Below are 23,267 nucleotides of genomic sequence, written 5' to 3' on the forward strand. Positions count from 1 at the left end.
GGCCGGCTGTTCAGCCCCCGGACGTCACCGCCACGATCATGACCAGCGTCAGGAACAGCGCCCAGCACGAGACCGACAGCCAGCCCAGCACGAGACCGGTCATCGCGAAACCCTCGCCGCTCTCCCCGGTACGGCGCATCTCCGAGCGCGCCGAGTGCCCGAGGACCACCGCGGGAATGCCGGTGGCGCCGAGCGTCGCCACGGTCAGCAGGCCGCAGATCATGGCACCGACCGCCTTCCCGTTGGTCGCCGGCCGCGGTGCGGGCAGGAACGTCTGCGGGACGCCGGCCCCGGGGCCGGCCGACATCGGTACGGGACCCTGCGGCAGGTCGCCGACGAGCACGGCCAGCTCACCCACCGTGCGGGCCGCGTACGCCCGCGCCACCCTCTTCTCCAACTCGGCCTGCTCCAGCCGGCCTTCGCCGAAGCCCGCTCTCAGCACATCGACCGCCCGCTCCCGGTCGGCGTGCGACGCGAGCATCGACTGCCCGCCCTGCCCCTGCCACGGCTGCCACGGCTGCCACGGCGTCGGGTACGACATGGAATGCCTCCCCCCAGACGGATTCCTCCATCATGCTCCCACGTGGCATGTCCGGCACGGGTTCCCGCGGGAGGTCCGTCCCGCCGTACCGGGCCGGAGAACGCCGACGGGCGGCCACCCACGAAGGGTGACCGCCCGTCAGTTGACGTACGCCTTACTGGTTGTACGGACCGTAGTCGTAGTCCTCCAGCGGGACGGCCTGGCCGGAGCCCGTGCCGAACGGCGAGTAGTCGATGTCGTCGTAGCCGACGGCCGAGTACATCGCGGCCTTGGCCTCTTCGGTCGGCTCGACCCGGATGTTGCGGTAACGGGACAGACCCGTACCGGCCGGGATGAGCTTACCGATGATGACGTTCTCCTTGAGGCCGATCAGGGAGTCGGACTTGGCGTTGATCGCCGCGTCCGTCAGAACCCTGGTCGTCTCCTGGAAGGACGCCGCCGACAGCCACGACTCGGTCGCCAGCGAGGCCTTGGTGATACCCATCAGCTGCGGACGGCCGGAGGCCGGGTGGCCGCCTTCCTGGACCACACGACGGTTCTCGGTCTCGAACTTCGACCGCTCGACCAGCTCGCCGGGCAGCAGCTCCGCGTCACCCGACTCGATGATCGTCACGCGGCGCAGCATCTGCCGGATGATGATCTCGATGTGCTTGTCGTGGATCGACACACCCTGCGAGTTGTAGACCTTCTGGACCTCGCCGACCAGGTGGACCTGGACCGCGCGCTGACCGAGGATCCGCAGCACGTCGTGCGGGTTGGTGGCACCGAAGGTGAGCTTCTGGCCCACCTCGACGTGGTCACCCTCACGCACCATGACCTTGGCACGCTTCGAGATCGGGAACGCCGTCTCCTCGCTGCCGTCGTCCGGGGTGACGACGATCTTCTTGGTCTTCTCGGTCTCCTCGATACGGATGCGGCCGGCCGCCTCCGAGATCGGGGCGACACCCTTGGGCGTACGAGCCTCGAAGAGCTCGACGACACGGGGCAGACCCTGGGTGATGTCGTCACCGGCCACACCACCGGTGTGGAAGGTACGCATCGTCAGCTGGGTACCGGGCTCACCGATGGACTGGGCGGCGATGATGCCGACCGCCTCACCGATGTCGACCAGCTTGCCGGTGGCCAGCGAACGGCCGTAGCACATGGCGCAGGTACCGACGGCCGACTCGCAGGTCAGGACCGAGCGGGTCTTGACCTCCTCGATGCCGTACCTGACCAGCTCGTCGATGAGGACGTCGCCGAGGTCGGTGTTGGCCGGGGCCAGCACCTTGCCGTCGACGGTGATGTCCTCGGCCAGCGCACGGGCGTACACGCTGGTCTCGACGTTCTCCGTCTTGCGCAGCACGCCGTCCGCGCCGCGCTCCGCGATGTGCAGCTTGAGGCCACGGTCGGTGCCGCAGTCCTCCTCGCGGATGATGACGTCCTGGGAGACGTCGACCAGACGACGGGTGAGGTAACCCGAGTCGGCGGTACGCAGAGCGGTGTCCGCCAGACCCTTACGAGCACCGTGGGTCGAGATGAAGTACTCCAGCACCGACAGGCCCTCACGGAAGGAGGCCTTGATCGGACGCGGGATCGTCTCGTTCTTGGCGTTCGACACCAGACCACGCATACCGGCGATCTGACGCATCTGCATCATGTTTCCGCGCGCACCCGAGTCGACCATCATGAAGATGGGGTTCGTCTTCGGGAAGTTCGCGTTCATCGCCTCGGCGACCTCGTTGGTCGCCTTGGTCCAGATCGCGATGAGCTCCTGCGTGCGCTCGTCCTTGGTGATCAGACCGCGCTCGTACTGCTTCTGGACCTTCTCGTCCTGCGCCTCGTAGCCCTTGACGATCTCCTTCTTCGCCTCGGGAACGACGATGTCGGAGATGGCCACGGTGACGCCGGAGCGGGTGCCCCAGTAGAAGCCGGACGCCTTCAGGTTGTCGAGCGTCGCCGCCACGATGACCTTGGGGTAGCGCTCGGCGAGGTCGTTGACGATCTCCCCGAGCTGCTTCTTGCCCACCGAGTAGTCGACGAACGGGTAGTCCTCGGGCAGCAGCTCGTTGAAGAGCGCGCGGCCCAGGGTCGTACGGAGGCGGAAGGTGTCACCCTGCTGCCACTCCGGCTCACCCTCCTCCTGCGCCGGCGGGGTCCAGCCGCGCGGCGGGATGGTGCCCACCGGGAAGCGGATGTCGACGGCCGACTGGAGAGCGAGCTCCCCGGCGTCGAACGCCATGGTCGCCTCGGCGGTGGAGCCGAACGCCCGGCCCTCGCCCTTGACGTCGCGCAGCTCGCCGTCCGTGGTCAGGAAGAACAGACCGAGGACCATGTCCTGGGTCGGCATCGTGACCGGGCGGCCGTCGGCCGGCTTGAGGATGTTGTTCGAGGACAGCATCAGGATGCGGGCCTCGGCCTGCGCCTCTGCGGACAGGGGCAGGTGGACGGCCATCTGGTCACCGTCGAAGTCCGCGTTGAACGCGGTGCAGACGAGCGGGTGGATCTGGATGGCCTTGCCCTCGACCAGCTGCGGCTCGAAGGCCTGGATGCCGAGGCGGTGCAGCGTCGGCGCACGGTTCAGCAGAACCGGGTGCTCGGCGATGACCTCTTCCAGGACGTCGTACACGACCGTGCGGCCGCGCTCGACCATCCGCTTGGCGCTCTTGATGTTCTGCGCGTGGTTCAGGTCGACCAGGCGCTTCATCACGAACGGCTTGAAGAGCTCCAGCGCCATGGCCTTCGGCAGACCGCACTGGTGCAGCTTCAGCTGCGGACCGACGACGATCACGGAACGCGCGGAGTAGTCCACACGCTTGCCGAGCAGGTTCTGACGGAAGCGACCCTGCTTGCCCTTGAGCATGTCGGACAGCGACTTCAGCGGACGGTTGCCGGGGCCCGTGACCGGGCGACCACGACGGCCGTTGTCGAAGAGCGCGTCGACGGCCTCCTGGAGCATGCGCTTCTCGTTGTTCACGATGATCTCGGGGGCACCGAGGTCGAGAAGGCGCTTCAGACGGTTGTTGCGGTTGATCACACGGCGGTACAGGTCGTTCAGGTCGGAGGTCGCGAAGCGGCCACCGTCCAGCTGCACCATCGGACGCAGGTCCGGCGGGATGACCGGCACGCAGTCGAGCACCATGCCCTTGGGGCTGTTGCTGGTCTGCAGGAACGCGGAGACGACCTTGAGGCGCTTGAGCGCACGGGTCTTCTTCTGGCCCTTGCCGGTGCGGATGATCTCGCGGAGGCGCTCGGCCTCCTCGTCGAGGTCGAAGGACTCCAGGCGCTTCTGCAGCGCCGCGGCACCCATCGAACCGTCGAAGTACGTGCCGAAGCGGTCACGCAGCTCGCGGTAGAGGAGCTCGTCGCCCTCCAGGTCCTGGACCTTGAGGTTCTTGAAGCGGGTCCACACCTCGTCGAGACGGTCGATCTCGCGCTGCGCACGGTCGCGCAGCTGCTTCATCTCGCGCTCGGCACCCTCGCGCACCTTGCGGCGCACGTCGGCCTTGGCGCCCTCGGCCTCCAGCTCGGCCAGGTCGGTCTCGAGCTTCTTGGCGCGGGCTTCGAGGTCGGCGTCGCGGCGGTTCTCGATCTGCTGACGCTCGACGGAGACGTGGGCCTCCAGCGAGGGCAGGTCGCGGGTGCGGCGCTCCTCGTCGACGAACGTGATCATGTACGCGGCGAAGTAGATGACCTTCTCGAGGTCCTTCGGCGCGAGGTCGAGCAGGTAGCCCAGACGCGACGGAACGCCCTTGAAGTACCAGATGTGGGTGACGGGAGCGGCGAGCTCGATGTGGCCCATCCGCTCACGGCGCACCTTGGCGCGAGTGACCTCGACGCCACAGCGCTCACAGATGATGCCCTTGAAGCGGACGCGCTTGTACTTGCCGCAGTAGCACTCCCAGTCCCGGGTCGGACCGAAGATCTTCTCGCAGAAGAGTCCGTCCTTTTCGGGCTTGAGGGTGCGGTAGTTGATGGTCTCGGGCTTCTTGACCTCGCCGTGGCTCCACTGACGGATGTCGTCAGCGGTGGCCAGACCGATCCGGAGCTCATCGAAGAAGTTGACGTCGAGCACTATGCGTCAATCCCTCTCAGGGTTGTAAGTCATGGGGTCTGATACGGGGGTCCTGGGGCCGGCCGGGGGCTCATCGATGTTCATCGTCGAGCCCCCGTAACCGGACTCCCGTCAGACCTCTTCGACGCTGCTCGGCTCGCGCCGGGACAGGTCGATGCCGAGCTCCTCCGCCGCGCGGAAGACGTCCTCGTCGGTGTCACGCATTTCGATGGACATACCGTCGCTGGACAGCACCTCCACGTTGAGGCAGAGAGACTGCATCTCCTTGATGAGCACCTTGAAGGACTCGGGGATGCCGGGCTCGGGGATGTTCTCGCCCTTGACGATGGCCTCGTAGACCTTCACGCGGCCGGTCACGTCGTCGGACTTGATGGTCAGCAGCTCCTGGAGGGCGTAGGCGGCGCCGTACGCCTCGAGCGCCCACACCTCCATCTCACCGAAGCGCTGGCCACCGAACTGGGCCTTACCACCCAGCGGCTGCTGGGTGATCATCGAGTACGGACCGGTCGAGCGGGCGTGCAGCTTGTCGTCGACCAGGTGGTGGAGCTTGAGGATGTACATGTAGCCGACCGAGACCGGCTCCGGGAACGGCTCGCCGGAGCGGCCGTCGAACAGCGGCGCCTTGCCGGTCGGGAGCACCATGCGCTCGCCGTCACGGTTCGGGATCGTGTGCTGCAGCAGACCCGCGAGCTCGTCCTCACGCGCACCGTCGAAGACGGGGGTGGCGACGTTGGTGCCCGGGGCGACCACGTCGGCCTCGATGGCCTGCAGTCGCTGCGCCCAGTCCTCCCCGAGGCCGGAGACGTCCCAGCCGCGGCTGGCGAGCCAGCCGAGGTGGATCTCCAGGACCTGTCCCGGGTTCATTCGGGACGGGACACCGAGGGGGTTGAGGATGATGTCGACCGGGGTGCCGTCCTCCAGGAACGGCATGTCCTCGATCGGCAGGATCTTCGAGATGACGCCCTTGTTGCCGTGGCGGCCGGCGAGCTTGTCACCGTCCGTGATCTTGCGCTTCTGCGCCACGTAGACACGAACCAGCTGGTTCACGCCCGGCGGCAGCTCGTCGCCCTCTTCACGGTCGAAGACGCGGACGCCGATGACCTTGCCGATCTCGCCGTGCGGCACCTTCAGCGAGGTGTCGCGCACCTCGCGCGCCTTCTCACCGAAGATCGCGCGGAGCAGGCGCTCCTCGGGGGTCAGCTCGGTCTCACCCTTGGGCGTGACCTTGCCGACGAGGATGTCGCCGGCGACGACCTCGGCACCGATACGGATGATGCCGCGCTCGTCGAGGTCGGCGAGGACCTCCTCGGAGACGTTCGGGATGTCCCGGGTGATCTCCTCGGGGCCGAGCTTGGTGTCACGGGCGTCGACCTCGTGCTCCTCGATGTGGATCGAGGAGAGGACGTCGTCCTGCACGAGGCGCTGCGACAGGATGATCGCGTCCTCGTAGTTGTGACCCTCCCACGGCATGAACGCCACGAGCAGGTTCTTGCCGAGCGCCATCTCGCCGTTCTCGGTCGCCGGGCCGTCGGCCAGTACCTGGCCGGCGATGACCCGGGCGCCCTCGTCCACGACAACCTTCTGGTTGACGGACGTGCCCTGGTTGGAGCGGGAGAACTTGTGCAGGCGGTACGTGGTGTACGTGCCGTCGTCGTTGGCGGTGGTGACGTAGTCCGCGGAGACCTCCTGGACCACACCGTCCTTCTCCGACTTGAGCACGTCGCCGGCGTCGACGGCGCAGCGGTACTCCATGCCGGTGCCGACGAGCGGCGCCTCGGACTTGATGAGCGGAACGGCCTGGCGCATCATGTTCGCGCCCATGAGGGCACGGTTGGCGTCGTCGTGCTCCAGGAACGGGATCATGGCGGTCGCGACCGACACCATCTGGCGCGGGGAGACGTCCATGTAGTCGACGTCGTCACCGGGGACGTAGTCGACCTCTCCGCCACGACGGCGGACCAGGACGCGGGACTCCTCGAAGCGGAACTCGTCCGACAGCGGCGCGTTGGCCTGCGCGATGACGAATCGGTCCTCTTCGTCGGCCGTCAGGTAGTCGACCTCGTCGGTGACGACACCGCCGGTGACCTTGCGGTACGGGGTCTCGACGAAACCGAACGCGTTGACCCGGCCGTAGGAGGCGAGCGAGCCGATCAGGCCGATGTTCGGGCCTTCGGGGGTCTCGATCGGGCACATGCGGCCGTAGTGCGACGGGTGCACGTCACGGACCTCGAAGCCGGCCCGCTCACGGGAGAGACCACCCGGGCCAAGAGCCGACAGACGGCGCTTGTGGGTGAGACCCGACAGCGGGTTGTTCTGGTCCATGAACTGCGACAGCTGGCTGGTGCCGAAGAACTCCTTGATGGAGGCGACGACCGGCCGGATGTTGATCAGGGTCTGCGGCGTGATCGCCTCGACGTCCTGGGTCGTCATGCGCTCGCGCACGACGCGCTCCATACGAGCCAGACCCGTGCGGACCTGGTTCTGGATGAGCTCGCCGACGTTGCGCAGACGGCGGTTGCCGAAGTGGTCGATGTCGTCGGTCTCGACGACGATCGAGGTGCCGTTGTCACTAACGGTCTCGGTCTCACCGGCGTGCAGCTTCACCAGGTACTTGATCGACGAGATGATGTCCTCGACGGTCAGGATCCCGGCGTCGAGCGGCGCGGTTCCGGCCAGCTTCTTGTTGACCTTGTACCGGCCGACCTTGGCGAGGTCGTAGCGCTTCGGGTTGAAGTAGAGGTTCTCCAGAAGCGTCTGCGCGGCCTCACGGGTCGGCGGTTCGCCCGGACGCAGCTTGCGGTAGATGTCGAGCAGCGCGTCGTCCTGGCCCTGGGTGTGGTCCTTCTCCAGGGTGGCGCGCATGGACTCGTACTCGCCGAACTCCTCGAGGATCCGCTCGGTGGTCCAGCCGAGAGCCTTCAGGAGAACGGTGACGGACTGCTTGCGCTTGCGGTCGATGCGGACACCGACCATGTCGCGCTTGTCGATCTCCATCTCCAGCCAGGCACCCCGGGACGGGATGACCTTGGTCGAGAAGATGTCCTTGTCGGACGTCTTGTCGATGGAGGAGTCGAAGTAGACACCCGGCGAGCGGACCAGCTGGGACACCACGACACGCTCGGTGCCGTTGATGACGAAGGTGCCCTTGTTGGTCATGAGCGGGAAGTCGCCCATGAAGACCGTCTGGGACTTGATCTCGCCGGTCTCGTTGTTGGTGAACTCGGCGGTGACGAAGAGCGGGGCCGCGTACGTGAAGTCGCGCTCCTTGCACTCGTCGATGGAGTTCTTCGGGGGCTCGAAGCGGTGGTCGCGGAACGTCAGCGACATCGACCCGGAGAAGTCCTCGATCGGGGAGATCTCCTCGAAGATCTCCTCCAGACCGGACTTCGTGGGGACGTCCTGTCCGCTGTCCAGAGCCGCCTCGACACGAGCCTTCCACGCTTCGTTTCCGAGCAGCCAGTCGAAGCTCTCGGTTTGCAGCGCAAGAAGGTTCGGAACCTCGAGGGGCTCCTTGATCTTTGCAAAGGAGATGCGCAGCGGGGCGGTGCTGGCGCCGTTGTTCGTATTCGCGGTCGAGGCAGTGCGCGAGGCGGCCAAGAGGGGGTCCTTCCGAGGGCTCGGACTCACTACGCGCGTACCGGCCCCCCACTGGGGCACAGAGACAGACTGTTCCCGACTCAGCCAAAAGGCCAGGTCAGAGGTAATCCGGTCGTCGGTGCTCAAGCGAGGGCATGCCCCTGGTGACGGGCAGGAGGCAGCTAACAGGCAGCGCAAAGGGTCAGTGTAGCCACTAGGCCCACTGATGTCCAGTCCCGGTTTTTGAGACCCTCGTTGTCGTCAACACCTGCGGCAAGCCACGCCCTCAATGCACATCGATACTGCCCTCTTCGTCGCCGATCCATGCCTCGGATCCGGATCGTTGTGACGACGCGTCCTGAGAATTGCGCGCTGCGTGCGGTTCGTCAAGGCCCCCCATGCCCAAAGCAAGTGCCGCGATCGTCACGTGCAACCTGTCTTGCAGCCCGTCTTGCAGCCCGTCACGGGCTCGGCCGGAGGCACAACGAAGATCACCATACTCGTCGCGAACCACAGTTCAAGGCAGCCGCTGCCGGACCCCCTGAACGCCGAAGAGCGACCACCCAGTTGGGTGATCGCTCTTCGGTGCGTCAGCGTTACAGCGCCACGAGGGCGACTGTGACAGCTCGCGAGGGAGCCCTCAGCGGGCTCCTGGGACTACTTGACCTCGACGGAGGCGCCGGCACCCTTGAGGGACTCGGCAGCCTTCTCGGCGGCCTCCTTGGCGACCTTCTCGAGGACCGCCTTCGGGGCGCCGTCGACGAGGTCCTTGGCCTCCTTCAGGCCCAGCGAGGTCAGCTCACGCACGACCTTGATGACCTGGATCTTCTTCTCGCCGGCACCCGTGAGGATGACGTCGAACTCGTCCTGCTCCTCGGGGGCCTCGACGGCGGAGGGGCCGACCGGGGCGGCGGCGACCGCGGCGGCGGCGGTGACGTCGAACTTCTCTTCGAAGGCCTTCACGAACTCGGAGAGCTCGATGAGGGTCAGGCTCTCGAACTGCGCGAGCAGCTCGTCCTGGGACAGCTTCGCCATGATGGCGTCCTTCCACTAATTCGGCAGGTGCCGGGATGTACTGGTGAGGCGGGCGTACGTTCGGCCCGCTGCGACCGTCGCCTCAGGCGGCGGTCAATGCGCGAGCCGAATTACTCGGCACCGCCCTGCTCGGCCTGCTTGGCACGAAGCGCCTCCGCGGTGCGGACGAACTTCGAGGGAAGCGCCTGGAAGAGCTGAGCAGTCTGCGTCTGCTTGCCCTTGAAGGCACCCGCCAGCTTGGCGAGCAGAACCTCGCGGGACTCGAGGTCCGCAAGCTTCTTGATCTCGTCGGCGGACAGCGCCTTGCCGTCAAGGACACCGCCCTTGATGACGAGGTTGGGGTTGTCCTTGGCGAAGTCACGAAGACCCTTCGCCGACGTCACCGGGTCACCGGTGATGAAGGCGACCGCCGTCGGACCGTTGAACAGGTCGTCGAGCGTGGAGATCCCGGCCTCGTTGGCCGCAATCTTGGTCAGCGTGTTCTTCACCACGGCGTACTGGGCGTCTTCACCGAGCGAACGGCGCAGCGTCTTGAGCTGCGCCACGGTGAGACCCCGGTACTCGGTCAGCACGGCGGCGTTCGAGCTGCGGAACTGGTCCGCGAGCTCGGCTACCGCGGCAGCCTTGTCGGGCCTTGCCATAGAGCGTCGGCCTCCTTCCGGGTGATGAGGACCGCTCGGAAGGGGCTGGGCAAACGAAACGCCCCGGCGCAGGCGCACGGGGCGTAGTTCGACCGGCATGTCCGCAAGCTGGGCAAGCGAACTCCGGGAGCGTATCCACGGTCACCTACGCGGGTCGTCCGCAGTTTCAGCGGATCCTTCGGCCACCCTGCCCTCTTGCGAGCGCAAAGCAACGACCAGCGGTCTTTGGCTTCTCGCGAACAGTACGTGAAGGGCGCGCTGTCAAGCAAATCCGCTCGACAGCGCCCGGGTTCAGCCCGCCTGGGCGTCCTTCATCATCGCGGCCAGGTCGACGGTGTCCTTGGCCGGCGGGGCCTTCACCGTCACCGGCTTGTTGTAGTCCAGGAAGGTCAGGGTCACGTCGAACGGGCCCTTGTCGGCGGCGGCGCGCACCCGCACCTGCTTGGTGTGGTCGTCCGGTCCGATCCACATGTCCATCGTGAGCTTGTCGGCGCCCAGGTCCTCGTACTGCTTCAGGCTCTTCTCGCGCTTCTCCCGCGTCGCCTTGTCCTCGCCCTTGAGGCTCGCGCGGAGGTCGTCGAGGGTGACCGTGCCCTTGTAGTGCGTGGTCCGGACGCCGTCGACCTTCTCGGTGCCGACCTTCTTCACGTCCTTGGACCCGGTCAGGTAGGTGGACTCCTGGGACGGGTCCTGGCCGGCCTGGCTCGGCAGCTTGCCGGTGCCGGGGCCTCCGGCCGCAGCGGAGAGGTCGAACTTCATCCAGCTCTTGCCGTCCAGCTCCTTGGCCGCGGCCTGTCCACCGCCCAGGTACATCGCCTTGTCGACGACCCGGATCTCCATCTTGCCGTCGGCGCCCTGGTCGAGCGCGTTCATCTTCATGCTCATGGCCGGCGGCTTCATGCTCATCGAGGCCTCGGCCTCGACCCGGCCGGTCTCCGGGACCTTGCCCGTCATCCGGTAGGTGAGGGATGTGATGGCCGCCGTGTTCTTCGCCGCCGCGGCGACGGCCGCGGCGGGCGTCATCTTCGGCGACTCGTCACCCTTCGCACAGCCGACGGCACCGCCCCCGAGGACCAGGGCGGCGAGTGCCGCCCCCGTCGCGCCACGACGCACGGAACCACGCACAGAGAACATCAGGATCCCCCCAGGGAACACATGAACGATTTACAGATTTGGTCCGAGCGTAACCCAGGGGGGTGCGTGTGGTCTTCCGAATTTCTTTGGGATTTCTTGAACCTCGGCGGCCTCAGCCGGCGGCGCCCTGCGTCTTCAGCAGGTCCTTGAAGTCGGCCGTGTCGCCTGCCGGGGGCGCCTGGCTGGAGACCTTCACCCCGTAGTCGCTGTAGTACGTGGTCGAGGACATCGTGCCGGTCGCGAGGTCGCCCTTGGAGACGGCCTTGACCAGCAGGTCGTCGCCGTCGACCCAGATGTCGACGTCCTCCGTCGTGATGCCGGCCTGCGTGAACTGCTTCTTCAGGTCGGCGAGCTGGCCCGCGGAGAGGTGCGAGCTCCTGGCGGCGAGGTCCGTGACGCCGACCGTGCCCGCGTAGTGCGTGGTCTGCCGGCCGCGGACCTTCTCCTCGCCGACCTTCTTCACGTCACCGGAGGCCAGCAGGAGCTTCACCGACTGGTTCGGCGAGCTGTTCTGCATCTGGTCCTTGAGGAGGGCTCCGGAGCCGCCCCCGAGCTTCGCCAGGTCGTCGTACCCGTACCGGATCCAGTGCTTGCCGCCGGCCTGCCGGGCGAAGGTCTCGCCCATCTTCGCGTAGTAGGCGTCGGACAGATAGCGGGCCTGCATGGACGTCGCGCCCGCCTTGCGCATGGTGTCGGCCATCGTGCCGCCGGTGTAGGTGATCGTCATGTCGCCGGTGAGTCCGTCGCCCCAGCCCATGACGCCGTCCGACTTCATGGACATCAGCGTGCCCATGGTCGTCGTCGACTCGACCTTGGCCGAGTCCGCGCCGTCGGTGGACTTCTCGGCGGACTGCAGCGCCGCTATGGGGCTGACGCGGGTCGGGCTCTTGTGAGCCGCCTTGTCGTCCTTGCCGGATCCCCCCGACGAGCCCGAGGAGCAGGCCGCCACTGTCGACAGCGCGCTCACCAGAGCGATCGCGAGGGTCACGCGGCCCGCGGTCGTGCTCTTCATCTGTCCCCACCCCTATGCAGATCCTGAGAGCTGCACGCTAGCGCAGCCCACTGACACACGTATCGGAATATGTGTCCAGGAATGGGGACGGGCCCCGCACCTCGAAAGGTTGCGGGGCCCGTACCAAGAACGCGTATGCGACGCGGTCACCGGGGTGAGCGGAGGGCTCAGACGGCGGCCGGGTCCTCCTCGACGAGGAGGTTGCGGGTGCGGTTCGGGTCGACGGGAACGCCGGGGCCGATCGTGGTGCTGATCGCGGCCTTCCTGATGTAGCGACCCTTGGCGGCCGACGGCTTCAGACGAAGGATCTCGTCGAGCGCGGCGCCGTAGTTCTCCACCAGCTTGGTCTCCTCGAAGGAGGTCTTGCCGATGATGAAGTGGAGGTTCGAGTGCTTGTCGACGCGGAACTCGATCTTGCCGCCCTTGATCTCGGTCACGGCCTTGGCCACGTCCGGGGTCACGGTGCCGGTCTTCGGGTTCGGCATCAGACCACGCGGGCCGAGGACACGGCCGAGGCGGCCGACCTTGCCCATGAGGTCCGGGGTGGCGACGACGGCGTCGAAGTCCAGACGGCCCTTCGACACCTCGTCGATGAGCTCGTCGGAGCCGACGATGTCGGCGCCCGCGGCGAGTGCGGCCTCGGCACGGTCACCGGTCGCGAAGACCAGGACCCGGGCGGTCTTGCCGGTGCCGTGCGGGAGGTTCACGGTGCCGCGGACCATCTGGTCGGCCTTGCGCGGGTCGACACCCAGACGGAAGGCGACCTCGACGGTGCCGTCGAACTTGCTCGTGGAGGTCTCCTTGGCGAGACGGACGGCCTCGAGCGGGGCGTAGAGCTTCTCCCGGTCGATCTTGGCGTCCGCAGCGCGGAGAGACTTGCTGCGCTTGCTCACTACTGCTCCTGATGTGTTCTGAGGAGTCGTGGTGCGGGCCGAGCAGGCCCTGCCACGGTCGTTCTCGATGTGCGGCTCGCGCCGCGTGGCCTACGAAGGTGGGCGTCAGCCCTCGACCGTGATGCCCATGGAACGGGCGGTGCCGGCGATGATCTTCGACGCGGCGTCCAGGTCGTTGGCGTTCAGGTCGGGAAGCTTGGTCGTGGCGATCTCACGGACCTGCGCCTGGGTGATCTTGGCGACCTTGGTCTTGTGCGGCTCGCCCGAGCCCTTCTCGACACCAGCGGCCTTGAGGATCATCTTCGCGGCCGGCGGAGTCTTGGTGATGAAGGTGAAGGAGCGGTCTTCGTAGACCGTGATCTCCACCGGGATCACCCAGCCACGCTGCGACTCGGTCGCGACGTTGTAGGCCTTGCAGAACTCCATGATGTTGACGCCGTGCTGACCGAGCGCGGGGCCGACCGGCGGGGCCGGGTTCGCCGCACCGGCGTTGATCTGGAGCTTGATAAGCCCCGTGACCTTCTTCTTCTTGGGAGGCATGTGCTCTCTCCGGGTCCTAGTGAGAGTTTTCAGCTTCCGTCCGGTTCATCCGGATGGAGGCATACCGCACAACGATAACGGGTATCCATGCGGGACCAAAAACCGAGCAGGTCAGACGGGCTGCGTGAGCCCGTCTGACCTGTTCGGAAGACGTACGTCCAGAAGTCGCTAGTTCTTCTGGATCTGGTCGAAGGAGAGCTCGACCGGGGTCTCGCGGCCGAAGATCTCGACGAGGCCCTTGACCTTCTTCGAGTCGGCGTTGATCTCGTTGATGGTCGCCTGCAGCGTGGCGAACGGGCCGTCGGTGACGGTGACCGAGTCGCCGACCTCGAAGTCCAGCACCTGGACCTCGACCTTGCGCTGCGGAGCGGGCCTGCCCTCGGCCTCGGCGGCCTCACGCGCGGCCTTCTCCTCGGCCTCCGGGGCGAGCATCTTGACGATCTCGTCCAGGGTCAGCGGGTACGGGTCGTAGGCGTTGCCCACGAAGCCGGTGACGCCGGGAGTGTTGCGGACGACGCCCCAGGACTCGTTCGTCAGGTCCATGCGCACCAGCACGTAGCCGGGGAGCTTGTTCTGACGGACGGTCTTGCGCTCGCCGTTCTTGATCTGCGCGACCTCTTCCTGCGGCACCTCGGCCTGGAAGATGAAGTCCTCGACGTTCAGCGAGACGGCACGCTGCTCGAGGTTGGTCTTCACGCGGTTCTCGTAACCGGCGTAGGTGTGGATGACGTACCACTCGCCGGGGAGAGTGCGGAGTTCCTCGCGGAGGGCCTCGACGGGGTCGACGGGCTCGGCCGGCTCGGCCTCCGCCTCATCGGCGTCCTCGGCCTCGGCCTCATCGGCGTCCTCGGCCTCGGCCTCGGCGAGAGCGTCCGCGGGGACGTCCTCGTCCTCGACGTCCTCACCGGACTCGTCCTCGACGTGCAGGGGCGTTTCCTCGGCGGGCTCGCCGGCGGCGGCATCGGCAGCCTCGAACTCGTCCACGACGTCCGCTCCCTCGACGATGTCGAGCTCGTCGTCAACGGACTCGACCGACTCGCTGGCGTCGTTCAGGTTCGGGTCAGACACGGTGGCTGCTTCTTCCTGGATACATGGGGGTGGAACACGCGAAAGGGGCGCCGGTGACGGCGCCCTTCGCTCTGGGCTCAGCCGAAGACGTACTTGGCGGCGTGATTGAGCCCATAGTCAATCACGGTCACCAGGCCAATCATGATGACGACGAAAACGATCACCACTGTGGTGTACGTCGTCAGCTGATTGCGAGTCGGCCAGACGACCTTGCGGAGCTCCGCGACGATCTGGCGATAGAAGGTGGCGAGGCGCTTCAGCGGGCCCTTCTTGGCACGCTTACCACCCTTGCGAGCCTTCTTACTGGACTCGGGCGCCTCGGCATCAGGCATGTCGATGGAGCCCACGGCGTCCGTCACTCGTCCTCACCTGATTCCGGGTCGTGGCCGTGCCGCGTCCGGTTGAGCCGCACGGCGGTGCATTGCAGTACGTACATGCGTGCACACATCCTGGCGAAGGAGTGTGTAGCAGGGCCGGAGGGACTTGAACCCCCAACCGCTGGTTTTGGAGACCAGTGCTCTACCAATTGAGCTACGACCCTTTGGTTTCCCCAACGTACCGCATCCGCCCGAGTGCTCGCTGTGCGCACGGTGGGTGCGGCCGGTGAAGGCCAACGAGGTGAGAGTGTACGTGGTCCGGGGCCGGTCGTCGAACAGAAAGTGTCCGTAAGGGCATTGTCCGTCGGAGATCGACCGGTGGGCTCCGCGCGTCCGGACTGGTGTTCTCACGCTGTTCAGTCTGTGAAACCCGCGTGCCGGTTGCGTTTCCGGTCTGGAACGATGGGCCCCATGAGCGCTGCAACCCCTCCCACCGAGCGCCGGGTCTCCGCCCGAGTCGGCGCGATCTCCGAGTCCGCCACTCTCGCCGTGGACGCCAAGGCCAAGGCCCTCAAGGCCGCCGGGCGGCCGGTGATCGGCTTCGGCGCCGGTGAACCCGACTTCCCGACCCCGGACTACATCGTCCAGGCCGCCATCGAGGCCTGCTCGAACCCGAAGTACCACCGCTACACGCCGGCCGGCGGCCTGCCCGAGCTGAAGGCCGCCATCGCCGCCAAGACCCTGCGCGACTCCGGCTACGAGGTGGAGGCCGCCCAGGTCCTGGTGACCAACGGCGGCAAGCAGGCCATCTACGAGGCCTTCGCCGCCATCCTCGACCCGGGCGACGAGGTCATCGTCCCGGCTCCCTACTGGACGACCTACCCCGAGTCCATCCGTCTGGCCGGCGGTGTCCCGGTCGAGGTCGTCGCCGACGAGACCACCGGCTACCGCGTGTCGGTCGAGCAGTTGGAGGCCGCCCGCACCGAGCACACCAAGGTGCTCCTCTTCGTCTCGCCGTCCAACCCGACGGGCGCGGTCTACGCCCGCGAGCAGGTCGAGGAGATCGGCCGCTGGGCCGCCGACAAGGGCCTGTGGGTCCTGACCGACGAGATCTACGAGCACCTGGTCTACGGCGACGCCGAGTTCCACTCCGTGCCCGTGGTCGTGCCCGAGCTCGCCGACAAGTGCATCGTCGTCAACGGCGTCGCGAAGACGTACGCCATGACCGGCTGGCGGGTGGGCTGGGTCATCGGCCCCAAGGACGTCATCAAGGCCGCGACCAACCTCCAGTCGCACGCCACCTCGAACGTGTCCAACGTGGCCCAGGTCGCCGCCCTCGCCGCCGTCTCCGGCGACCTGACGGCCGTGGCCGAGATGCGCGAGGCCTTCGACCGCCGCCGCGCGACCATCGTGCGCATGCTCAACGAGATCGAGGGCGTCCTGTGCCCCGAACCCGAGGGCGCCTTCTACGCGTACCCCTCGGTCAAGGCCCTGCTCGGCAAGGAGATCCGCGGCAGGCGCCCCCGGGACACGGTGGAGCTGGCCGCGCTCATCCTGGAGGAGGCCGAGGTCGCGGTCGTCCCGGGCGAGGCCTTCGGTACGCCGGGGTATCTGCGTCTGTCGTACGCCCTGGGTGACGAGGATCTCGTCGAGGGCGTCAGCCGGATCCAGAAGCTGCTGGCCGAGGCGCGGGACTGACGTCCCGGAGTCCTCTGCTCCACGTTTCGCGTTTCTCGCGCTCCACGCGCGTGTGCGGGCCGTTTCCCCCCGGGGAGACGGCCCGCTTCTTCGTGCGAGCAAGACCACTAAAGAGGAAAGCGCTACCGGGACGACCCGCACGTGCGGCAGGATCCTGGAATGGAGCGCGTACGTGATCTCTCTGAACTGCCGAAAGCCCATCTGCACCTGCACTTCACCGGTTCGATGCGGCCGACCACCCTGCTGGAACTGGCCGACAAGTACGGCGTCCGGCTGCCCGACGCGCTGACCGAGGCGCTGACCGGCGGAGAACCGCCGAGACTGCGGGCGACCGACGAACGCGGCTGGTTCCGCTTCCAGCGGCTGTACGACGCGGCACGGTCCTGCCTCAGAGAGCCCGACGACATCCGGCGGCTGGTGCGCGAGGCCGCCGAGGAGGACATCAAGGACGGCTCCGGGTGGCTCGAGATCCAGGTCGACCCGACCTCGTACGCGCCGCGCCTGGGCGGGCTCATCCCGGCACTGGAGATCATTCTGGACGCGGTGGACTCGGCCGTGCGCGAGACCGGCATCGGGATGCGGGTCCTGGTGGCCGCGAACCGTATGAAGCACCCCCTGGACGCCCGCACGCTCGCCCGGCTCGCGGTGCGCTACGCGGACCGGGGCGTCGTCGGTTTCGGGCTGTCGAACGACGAGCGGCGGGGCATGGCGCGCGACTTCGACCGGGCCTTCGCGATCGCCCGTGAGGGCGGACTGCTGTCCGCGCCGCACGGCGGCGAACTGGCCGGCCCGGCCTCGGTCCGCGACTGCCTGGACGACCTGCACGCCACCCGGATCGGGCACGGGGTGCGCGCCGCCGAGAACCCGCGGCTGCTGAGGCGGCTCGCGGAGCGCGGCATCACCTGTGAGGTGTGCCCGGCGTCGAACGTCGCCCTGGGCGTGTACGAGAAGGCGGAGGACATCCCCCTGCGCACGCTCTTCGAAGCAGGCGTCCCGATGGCCCTCGGCGCCGACGACCCGCTCCTGTTCGGCTCGCGGCTCGCCGCCCAGTACGAACTGGCGCGCCACCACCACGGCTTCACGGACGCCGAACTGGCCGAACTGGCCCGCCAGTCCGTACGGGGCTCGGCGGCACCCCAGGACGTCAGGGGGAAGCTGCTGGCCGGCATCGACGACTGGCTGGCCGCCCCTGTCGCCTGAAGCGGCCGACGCGCGTCGGCCGGCCATGAGCCGGCTGGTGCCGCGGCAGGCAACGTTCGCCCCGTCGCGGCACTAGAGGCGCACGCCGACCGTCACCGGTTCGTTGACCAGGGTGATCCCGAAAGCGTCACGCACCCCGGCGACGACCTCCCGGGCCAGCGCGAGGAGGTCCTCGGTGGTGGCCCGGCCGCGGTTGGTGAGGGCCAGCGTGTGCTTGGTGGAGATCCGGGCGGGCCCTGAGCCGTACCCCTTGGTGAATCCCGACTTGTCGATCAGCCAGGCCGCGGACGTCTTGGTGTGTCCTTCGCCCGCCGGGTAGGCGGGCGGCACGACGTCGGAGCCGAGCCGCTGCCCCACGCGCGCGTGGAACACGGCGAACTCCTCGTCCGTGAGGATCGGATTGGTGAAGAACGACCCGGCGGACCACGTGTCGTGGTCCTCGGGGTCGAGCACCATGCCCTTGCCGGAGCGCAGCTTCAGGACGGTCTCGCGGGCGGCGGTGAGGGGTACGCGGTCGCCCGGCTCCACACCCAGCGCGCGGGCCGTCTCGGCGTACTTGACCGGTGCCGACAGCCCCGCCGCGTCCTCCAGCCCGAACCGGACGCGCAGCACCACATGACGCTCGGGCTCGGCCTTGAAGCGGCTGTGGCGGTAGGAGAAGGCGCAGTCGGCGTTCGTGAGGGTGACCGTCTCGCGCGTCTTCCGGTCGTACGCGATCACTTCGGTGATGGTCGACGACACTTCCTGCCCGTACGCGCCCACATTCTGGATCGGGGTCGCGCCGGCGGAACCGGGGATGCCTGCGAGGCACTCGACGCCCGCGAGTCCGGCCTCGACGGTGCGGGCGACCGCGTCGCTCCACACCTCGCCCGCGGCCAGCTCCAGCCCCGTCCCGTCGAGCGCGAACCCGCGCGTCGCGATGCGCAGGGCGGTTCCGGCGAAGCCCTCGTCGCCGATGACCAGGTTCGATCCGCCGCCGATCAGCAGCAGCGGGGTACCGGTGTCGTCGGCCTCGCGGACGGCGGCGATCACCTCGGCGTCGGTCGTGGCGGTGATCAGCCGGGTCGCGGGCCCCCCGAGCCGGAAGGTGGTCAACGGGGCGAGCGGGGCGTCGTGGAGTTCCTGCACGCGCCCAAGACTACGAGAAGGCCCGGGGCTCCCGGCCCGCGGTACGCGCGGTGCGTCCGCCGGACCACCGCCCGCACCGACAGAAGGCCTGCGCAGGGCGTGCGGCGTGCGGCGTGCGGCGTGCGGCGTGCGAACGGCCCCGCCGTGGAGGCGGGGCCGTTTCGTGTCGTGCGGGATGTCGCGTGACGTGCGGGATGAGGACAGGCGGTTCAGTGGGAGGCGGTTTCCAGGGCCGGGGCCGGGGCGAGGGTGGGGACCGGACCCTCGGCCACGGTCTCCGACCGCGCCGCGCGCCGTGCCGACGGGATGAGCAGCACCGCGACTCCCGCCAGGGCGACCATCGCGGAGCCCACCACCAGCGCGGGCCGCAGGCCGTCCACGAAGGTCTTCGCAGTCTCGTAGCCGCCCTGCGCGGAGAAGATCGACGACATCACCGCGATGCCGAGCGCGCCGCCCACCTCGCGCAGCGCGTTGTTGGCGCCGGAGGCGATGCCCTGCTCCTGCGGACGGACGCTGGACATGACCAGGTTGGACGCCGGAGCGAAGTACAGGGACATCCCGATGCCGCTGATGATCAGGGCGGGCAGCTGCTCGGCGTACGAGACGTCGGCGGCGACCACCACGGCGTAGTAGGCGAGTCCGACGGCCTGCAGGAAGAGCCCGGTGGCGACCACGGGGCGTCCGCCGACGCGGTCGGAGAGGTAGCCGGCGATCGGCGCGACCAGCATCGGCATGCCGGTCCAGGGCAGCATCCGCAGCCCCGCCTCGGTGGGCGAGTAGCCGAGGACGCCCTGCATGTACTGGCTGAGCAGGAAGATCGAGCCGAACATCCCGAGGAACATGAGCAGGCTCGCGGCGTTGATCCCGGCGAAGGCGCGGGAGCGGAACAGCCGCATCGGCAGCATCGGGTTCTTCGCCCGGATGCCGTGCAGGACGAAGCCCGTGAGCAGCGCGGCGCCGGCGAGCAGGCCGGTCAGCACGACCGGGCTGGTCCAGCCGTCGGCGGGTCCGCGGACCAGGCCGTACACGATTCCGAAGAGGCCGCCGCTGGCGAGCAGGGTGCCGGGGATGTCGAGCCGGGCACCGGCGCCGTGGGACTCGGCCAGCCGCAGCCGGGCGAGCGGGAGGAGGGCGAGGCCCAGCGGAACGTTCAGCCAGAAGATCCAGTGCCAGGACACGTGTTCGGTGAGGCTGCCGCCGATGAGAGGTCCGGAGGCGACGGCGAGTCCGTTCACGGCGCCCCAGATCCCGTACGCCATCCCGCGCCTGGCGGCCGGAACAGCCGCCGTCAGGAGGGTCAGCGTCAGCGGCATCATGATGGCGGCGCCGACGCCCTGGACAGCGCGGGCGGCGATCAGCGAGTCGATGCCGGGGGCCATGGCCGCGGCCGCGGAGGCACCGGTGAAGACGGAGAGACCGACGAGGAAGAGCCGGCGGCGGCCGAAGCGGTCGCCCAGTGCCGCGCCGAACATCAGCAGGACGGCGAAGGTGAGCGTGTACGCGCTCACGGTCCATTCCAGGTCGTCCAGTGCTCCCCCCAGGTCCTTGCGGATGGAGGGCAGCGCGGTCGTGACGACGAGGTTGTCGAGGGCCGCCATGAATCCGGCGACGCTGGTGATGACGAGGGCCCAGGTAGCTCCCCCGCGCCGTGCTGTCTGCTGTGACATCGCTCCCCCAAGAGTGATTCACTCAAGTTGATTAGTTATTGATGACTAACTTCTGTGCCCATGAAAAGGCGACACCCGCCGCCTTCCGATGAACGTCTATCCGCCCGCCATCCGAGCGCGGCCGCCCACCCGGGACTCCGGGAACATTCCCTCCCAGACCCGGTGGTCGGCCGGAAACCCCATGGCCACGAAGCAGTTGATGAGCATCCCGTACGCCAGGAAGCTCGTCGTCTCACCCACGTCGGCCCCGAGCGGCAGATGGACCGTGTCCCACAGCCGCGTCCAGCCGGCCCGCACCGCCTCGCCGAACTCGTGGTCACCGGCTTCCTCTGCGGCCGCCACCGCGGTGTACGTCTGCATCTGCATGAGCAGCCGCTCCGGGTGCTCCGCGATGACCCGCGTGTACGCGTTGGCCATGGCGTGCAGGGCTTCCTCGCCCTCCAGCCCCTCGGAGACCCCCTCGAACGTGCGGCGGATGTCCTCGAGGCAGCGTTCGGCCGCCGCGAGGAAGATCGCCTTCTTGCCCGGGAAGAGCCGGAAGAGGTAAGGCTGCGAGACGCCCACACGCTTGGCGATCGCCTCGGTGGAGGTGCCGTAGTAGCCGCCGCGGGCGAACTCGCTGATCGCCGCGCGGATGACGCTCTCACGCCTGTCCTCTGCGCTCATCCTGACCATGCGAGAAAGTTAGTACTCAATCACTAACTAAGTCAAGGGGGTTCTGGAAAGGGGGCGGAGGTGTCCTGTGAGGTGCGTGGGGAGGGCTGTGAGGTGCGGGAGTGCGTGGTGTGCGTGGTGTGCGCGGAGAGAGCCGCGAGGTGCATGGTGGGGCGCGCCGATGAAGCGGGGCGGGGTAAGGGGCGTCCGCTATGGGTGGAAGCCCCTTACCGCCGGTGGTTTCCGGATTCCGGTCGGCGGTCGGCGGTCGGCGGTCGGCCTGGACGTACGGGCCGCCACCGAAACCGAACCGAACCCGGCCGCACGACCCGCCGTCAGGCCAGTCGAACGACCGCTCGCGACATGCCCAGGACCTTCTGGCCGGCGCTCGTGGCGGTGAGGTCGACGCGGACGGTGTTGTCGTCCAGCTTGGCCGCGACCTTGGCGCTCACCTCGACGGTCGCCCCCTTGTCGTCGTTCGGCACGACGACGGGCCTGGTGAACCGCACGCCGTACTCGATCACCGCGCCCGGATCGCCGACCCAGTCGGTGACGACGCGGATCGCCTCGGCCATGGTGAACATGCCGTGCGCGATGACGTCGGGGAGACCGACCTCGACCGCGAACTTCTCGTTCCAGTGAATCGGGTTGAAGTCCCCGGAGGCGCCCGCGTACCGCACGAGTGTGGCGCGGGTCACGGGAAAGGTCTGGGGCGGCAGCTCCGTACCGACCTCGACATCACCGTAGGTAATCTTCGCCGCCATGATCAGCCCTCCGCCCGCGCCACGAGTTTGGTGATGGCCGTCACCACGTGCTCGCCCGTCTCGTCGTGGACCTCACCGCGGATGTCCAGGATGTCGTTGCCGGCCATGGACTTGATCGCCTCGATCGTCGAGGTGACCGAGAGCCGGTCCCCCGCGCGCACCGGGCGGGTGTAGGCGAACTTCTGGTCACCGTGCACCACACGGCTGTAGTCGAGACCCAGTTGAGGGTCCTCGACGACCTGCCCCGCGGCCTTGAAGGTGATGGCGAACACGAAGGTCGGGGGGGCGATCACATCGGCGTGCCCGAGCGCCTTGGCGGCTTCCGGGTCCGTGTACACCGGGTTGGTGTCCCCCACGGCCTCCGCGAACTCGCGGATCTTCTCCCGGCCCACCTCATAGGGCTCGGTGGGCGGGTAGGACCGCCCCACGAAGGACTGGTCGAGCGCCATGGGCCCGGAACCTCCTGGTTTTCAGCCGATGCGGCGTCTGCCGCGGTGCAGCGGATCCCGGCCGGTGCCCGGGGCCGTCGCTGCGGCACTCGGTCCTGGCCGGAGGCAGGTGGCCGGCGCCCCGCGTTCGGTACGCCAGGCACCTGACCGGTGAACGACGCGAGGCCGCCCCCGTTACTGGGGACGGCCTCGTGTACGAGCCTGAAATTATCGCGTTTCGCGGTGCGCGGTGTGCGCGTTGCAACGCGGGCAGTGCTTCTTCATCTCCAGTCGGTCCGGGTCGTTACGCCGGTTCTTCTTGGTGATGTAGTTCCGCTCCTTGCACTCCACGCAGGCCAGCGTGATCTTCGGGCGGACGTCGGTGGCAGCCACAGGAGTGCTCCTTGACGAACGGATGGGACATTAAGACGATTAACGCACAGAAGAGTAGCCGATCGAAGGACCGACCCCACAATCGGCTACCGTCAGTAGCGGTGACCGGACTTGAACCGGTGACACAGCGATTATGAGCCGCTTGCTCTACCGACTGAGCTACACCGCTTTGATGTGATCGGACCCCGTCTTGCGACGGGGACCTCCCACACCAGAGCCCCAATACGGAATCGAACCGTAGACCTTCTCCTTACCATGGAGACGCTCTACCGACTGAGCTATTGGGGCGAGCGATGAAGACATTACACGGTCCTCCGCCGATCGCCCAAATCCGTTTCGCGGCACCCGCCCCGGCCTGTCCCCGGCGGCTTCCCAGCGGCTTCCGGACCGCTCACCGGCCCGTCTCCCGCCCGTTCCCCACGCCCCTCGCGGACGGTGCGCCACGCCCGCTCCACCCGGATCTCGCCCCGCCCCCCCCCCCCCCCCCGGCCGCGGGGGGCGGGGGCGGGCGGGGCGGCGCGCCG

General features: G+C 67.9%; 19 protein-coding genes and 3 tRNA genes. 2 read left to right on the forward strand and 20 right to left on the reverse strand.

Annotated elements, in window-relative coordinates:
* Positions 1-10: 10 nt before the first annotated feature.
* The 12 genes from ABZV34_RS21725 to ABZV34_RS21780 form a co-directional block, all read right to left on the reverse strand.
* Positions 11-541: a DUF1707 and DUF4190 domain-containing protein gene (locus ABZV34_RS21725; protein WP_356278957.1), complete on the reverse strand. Its 531-nt coding sequence runs from the start codon at positions 539-541 to the stop codon at positions 11-13.
* Between the two features lie 154 nt (positions 542-695).
* Entirely contained in the window at positions 696-4,595 is a 3,900-nt protein-coding gene (locus tag ABZV34_RS21730; protein WP_356278960.1) for a DNA-directed RNA polymerase subunit beta', read from the reverse strand.
* Between the two features lie 111 nt (positions 4,596-4,706).
* Positions 4,707-8,192, reverse strand: coding sequence for a DNA-directed RNA polymerase subunit beta (gene rpoB / locus ABZV34_RS21735; RefSeq protein WP_356278963.1), 3,486 nt, complete (start codon positions 8,190-8,192; stop codon positions 4,707-4,709).
* A gap of 636 nt (positions 8,193-8,828) precedes the next feature.
* Entirely contained in the window at positions 8,829-9,206 is a 378-nt protein-coding gene (rplL, locus tag ABZV34_RS21740; protein WP_356278966.1) for a 50S ribosomal protein L7/L12, read from the reverse strand.
* A 110-nt stretch (positions 9,207-9,316) separates the two neighbouring features.
* A complete protein-coding gene (gene rplJ / locus ABZV34_RS21745; RefSeq protein WP_164373166.1) occupies positions 9,317-9,847 on the reverse strand; it encodes a 50S ribosomal protein L10 in 531 nt (176 codons plus the stop codon).
* 291 nt (positions 9,848-10,138) lie between these two features.
* The gene (locus ABZV34_RS21750; protein ID WP_356279169.1) at positions 10,139-10,972 is read right to left on the reverse strand and encodes a DUF1396 domain-containing protein; all 834 of its coding nucleotides are present in this window, start codon (positions 10,970-10,972) and stop codon (positions 10,139-10,141) included.
* A gap of 121 nt (positions 10,973-11,093) precedes the next feature.
* Entirely contained in the window at positions 11,094-11,993 is a 900-nt protein-coding gene (locus ABZV34_RS21755; RefSeq protein WP_356278969.1) for a hypothetical protein, read from the reverse strand.
* A 167-nt stretch (positions 11,994-12,160) separates the two neighbouring features.
* On the reverse strand, positions 12,161-12,886 hold the full coding sequence (gene rplA / locus ABZV34_RS21760; RefSeq protein WP_356278972.1) for a 50S ribosomal protein L1: 726 nt from the start codon (positions 12,884-12,886) through the stop codon (positions 12,161-12,163).
* Positions 12,887-12,991: 105 nt separating this feature from the next.
* Positions 12,992-13,426 carry a 50S ribosomal protein L11 gene (gene rplK / locus ABZV34_RS21765; protein WP_164319073.1) on the reverse strand — a complete coding sequence of 145 codons (435 nt, stop codon included), beginning with the start codon at positions 13,424-13,426 and terminating at the stop codon, positions 12,992-12,994.
* A 168-nt stretch (positions 13,427-13,594) separates the two neighbouring features.
* Entirely contained in the window at positions 13,595-14,494 is a 900-nt protein-coding gene (gene nusG, locus ABZV34_RS21770; RefSeq protein ID WP_356278975.1) for a transcription termination/antitermination protein NusG, read from the reverse strand.
* Positions 14,495-14,571: 77 nt separating this feature from the next.
* Complete coding sequence (gene secE / locus ABZV34_RS21775; RefSeq protein ID WP_356278978.1) at positions 14,572-14,853, reverse strand: preprotein translocase subunit SecE; 282 nt, start codon at positions 14,851-14,853, stop codon at positions 14,572-14,574.
* A gap of 109 nt (positions 14,854-14,962) precedes the next feature.
* A tRNA-Trp gene (locus ABZV34_RS21780) sits at positions 14,963-15,035 on the reverse strand.
* A gap of 247 nt (positions 15,036-15,282) precedes the next feature.
* On the opposite strand from ABZV34_RS21780, the gene ABZV34_RS21785 reads away from it, so the two are divergent.
* A complete protein-coding gene (locus tag ABZV34_RS21785) occupies positions 15,283-16,509 on the forward strand; it encodes a pyridoxal phosphate-dependent aminotransferase (protein ID WP_356278981.1) in 1,227 nt (408 codons plus the stop codon).
* Positions 16,510-16,668: 159 nt separating this feature from the next.
* Entirely contained in the window at positions 16,669-17,709 is a 1,041-nt protein-coding gene (locus ABZV34_RS21790) for an adenosine deaminase (RefSeq protein ID WP_356278984.1), read from the forward strand.
* A gap of 72 nt (positions 17,710-17,781) precedes the next feature.
* On the opposite strand, the gene ABZV34_RS21795 is transcribed toward ABZV34_RS21790, so the two are convergent.
* From ABZV34_RS21795 to ABZV34_RS21830, 8 genes are all read right to left on the reverse strand, one after another.
* A complete protein-coding gene (locus ABZV34_RS21795) occupies positions 17,782-18,837 on the reverse strand; it encodes a UDP-N-acetylmuramate dehydrogenase (protein ID WP_356278987.1) in 1,056 nt (351 codons plus the stop codon).
* A gap of 209 nt (positions 18,838-19,046) precedes the next feature.
* Positions 19,047-20,504, reverse strand: coding sequence for a DHA2 family efflux MFS transporter permease subunit (locus tag ABZV34_RS21800; RefSeq protein ID WP_356278990.1), 1,458 nt, complete (start codon positions 20,502-20,504; stop codon positions 19,047-19,049).
* A 96-nt stretch (positions 20,505-20,600) separates the two neighbouring features.
* Positions 20,601-21,179 carry a TetR/AcrR family transcriptional regulator gene (locus tag ABZV34_RS21805; RefSeq protein ID WP_356278993.1) on the reverse strand — a complete coding sequence of 193 codons (579 nt, stop codon included), beginning with the start codon at positions 21,177-21,179 and terminating at the stop codon, positions 20,601-20,603.
* A 314-nt stretch (positions 21,180-21,493) separates the two neighbouring features.
* On the reverse strand, positions 21,494-21,922 hold the full coding sequence (locus ABZV34_RS21810) for a MaoC family dehydratase (protein ID WP_356278996.1): 429 nt from the start codon (positions 21,920-21,922) through the stop codon (positions 21,494-21,496).
* 2 nt (positions 21,923-21,924) lie between these two features.
* Positions 21,925-22,371 carry a MaoC family dehydratase N-terminal domain-containing protein gene (locus tag ABZV34_RS21815; RefSeq protein ID WP_356278999.1) on the reverse strand — a complete coding sequence of 149 codons (447 nt, stop codon included), beginning with the start codon at positions 22,369-22,371 and terminating at the stop codon, positions 21,925-21,927.
* Between the two features lie 207 nt (positions 22,372-22,578).
* Complete coding sequence (gene rpmG, locus ABZV34_RS21820) at positions 22,579-22,743, reverse strand: 50S ribosomal protein L33 (protein WP_004571794.1); 165 nt, start codon at positions 22,741-22,743, stop codon at positions 22,579-22,581.
* Positions 22,744-22,839: 96 nt separating this feature from the next.
* Positions 22,840-22,912 (reverse strand) — tRNA-Met (locus tag ABZV34_RS21825).
* 46 nt (positions 22,913-22,958) lie between these two features.
* Positions 22,959-23,031 (reverse strand) — tRNA-Thr (locus tag ABZV34_RS21830).
* Positions 23,032-23,267: the final 236 nt, after the last annotated feature.

Source organism: Streptomyces sp. NPDC005195 (genome assembly GCF_040608315.1).
In the GTDB taxonomy this organism is placed as follows: Bacteria; Actinomycetota; Actinomycetes; order Streptomycetales; family Streptomycetaceae; genus Streptomyces; species Streptomyces kaempferi.

What these genes read in the sequence shown, in the direction of transcription:
- ABZV34_RS21755 (WP_356278969.1), bottom strand. Translation starts at nt 11,993, where the DNA reads ATGAAGAGCACGACCGCGGGCCGCGTGACCCTCGCGATCGCTCTGGTG.
- ABZV34_RS21815 (WP_356278999.1), bottom strand. Translation starts at nt 22,371, where the DNA reads ATGGCGCTCGACCAGTCCTTCGTGGGGCGGTCCTACCCGCCCACCGAG.
- ABZV34_RS21785 (WP_356278981.1), top strand. Translation starts at nt 15,283, where the DNA reads ATGAGCGCTGCAACCCCTCCCACCGAGCGCCGGGTCTCCGCCCGAGTC.
- ABZV34_RS21810 (WP_356278996.1), bottom strand. Translation starts at nt 21,922, where the DNA reads ATGGCGGCGAAGATTACCTACGGTGATGTCGAGGTCGGTACGGAGCTG.
- ABZV34_RS21800 (WP_356278990.1), bottom strand. Translation starts at nt 20,504, where the DNA reads ATGTCACAGCAGACAGCACGGCGCGGGGGAGCTACCTGGGCCCTCGTC.
- ABZV34_RS21790 (WP_356278984.1), top strand. Translation starts at nt 16,669, where the DNA reads ATGGAGCGCGTACGTGATCTCTCTGAACTGCCGAAAGCCCATCTGCAC.
- ABZV34_RS21725 (WP_356278957.1), bottom strand. Translation starts at nt 541, where the DNA reads ATGTCGTACCCGACGCCGTGGCAGCCGTGGCAGCCGTGGCAGGGGCAG.
- rplK (WP_164319073.1), bottom strand. Translation starts at nt 13,426, where the DNA reads ATGCCTCCCAAGAAGAAGAAGGTCACGGGGCTTATCAAGCTCCAGATC.
- ABZV34_RS21805 (WP_356278993.1), bottom strand. Translation starts at nt 21,179, where the DNA reads ATGGTCAGGATGAGCGCAGAGGACAGGCGTGAGAGCGTCATCCGCGCG.
- rplJ (WP_164373166.1), bottom strand. Translation starts at nt 9,847, where the DNA reads ATGGCAAGGCCCGACAAGGCTGCCGCGGTAGCCGAGCTCGCGGACCAG.
- rplL (WP_356278966.1), bottom strand. Translation starts at nt 9,206, where the DNA reads ATGGCGAAGCTGTCCCAGGACGAGCTGCTCGCGCAGTTCGAGAGCCTG.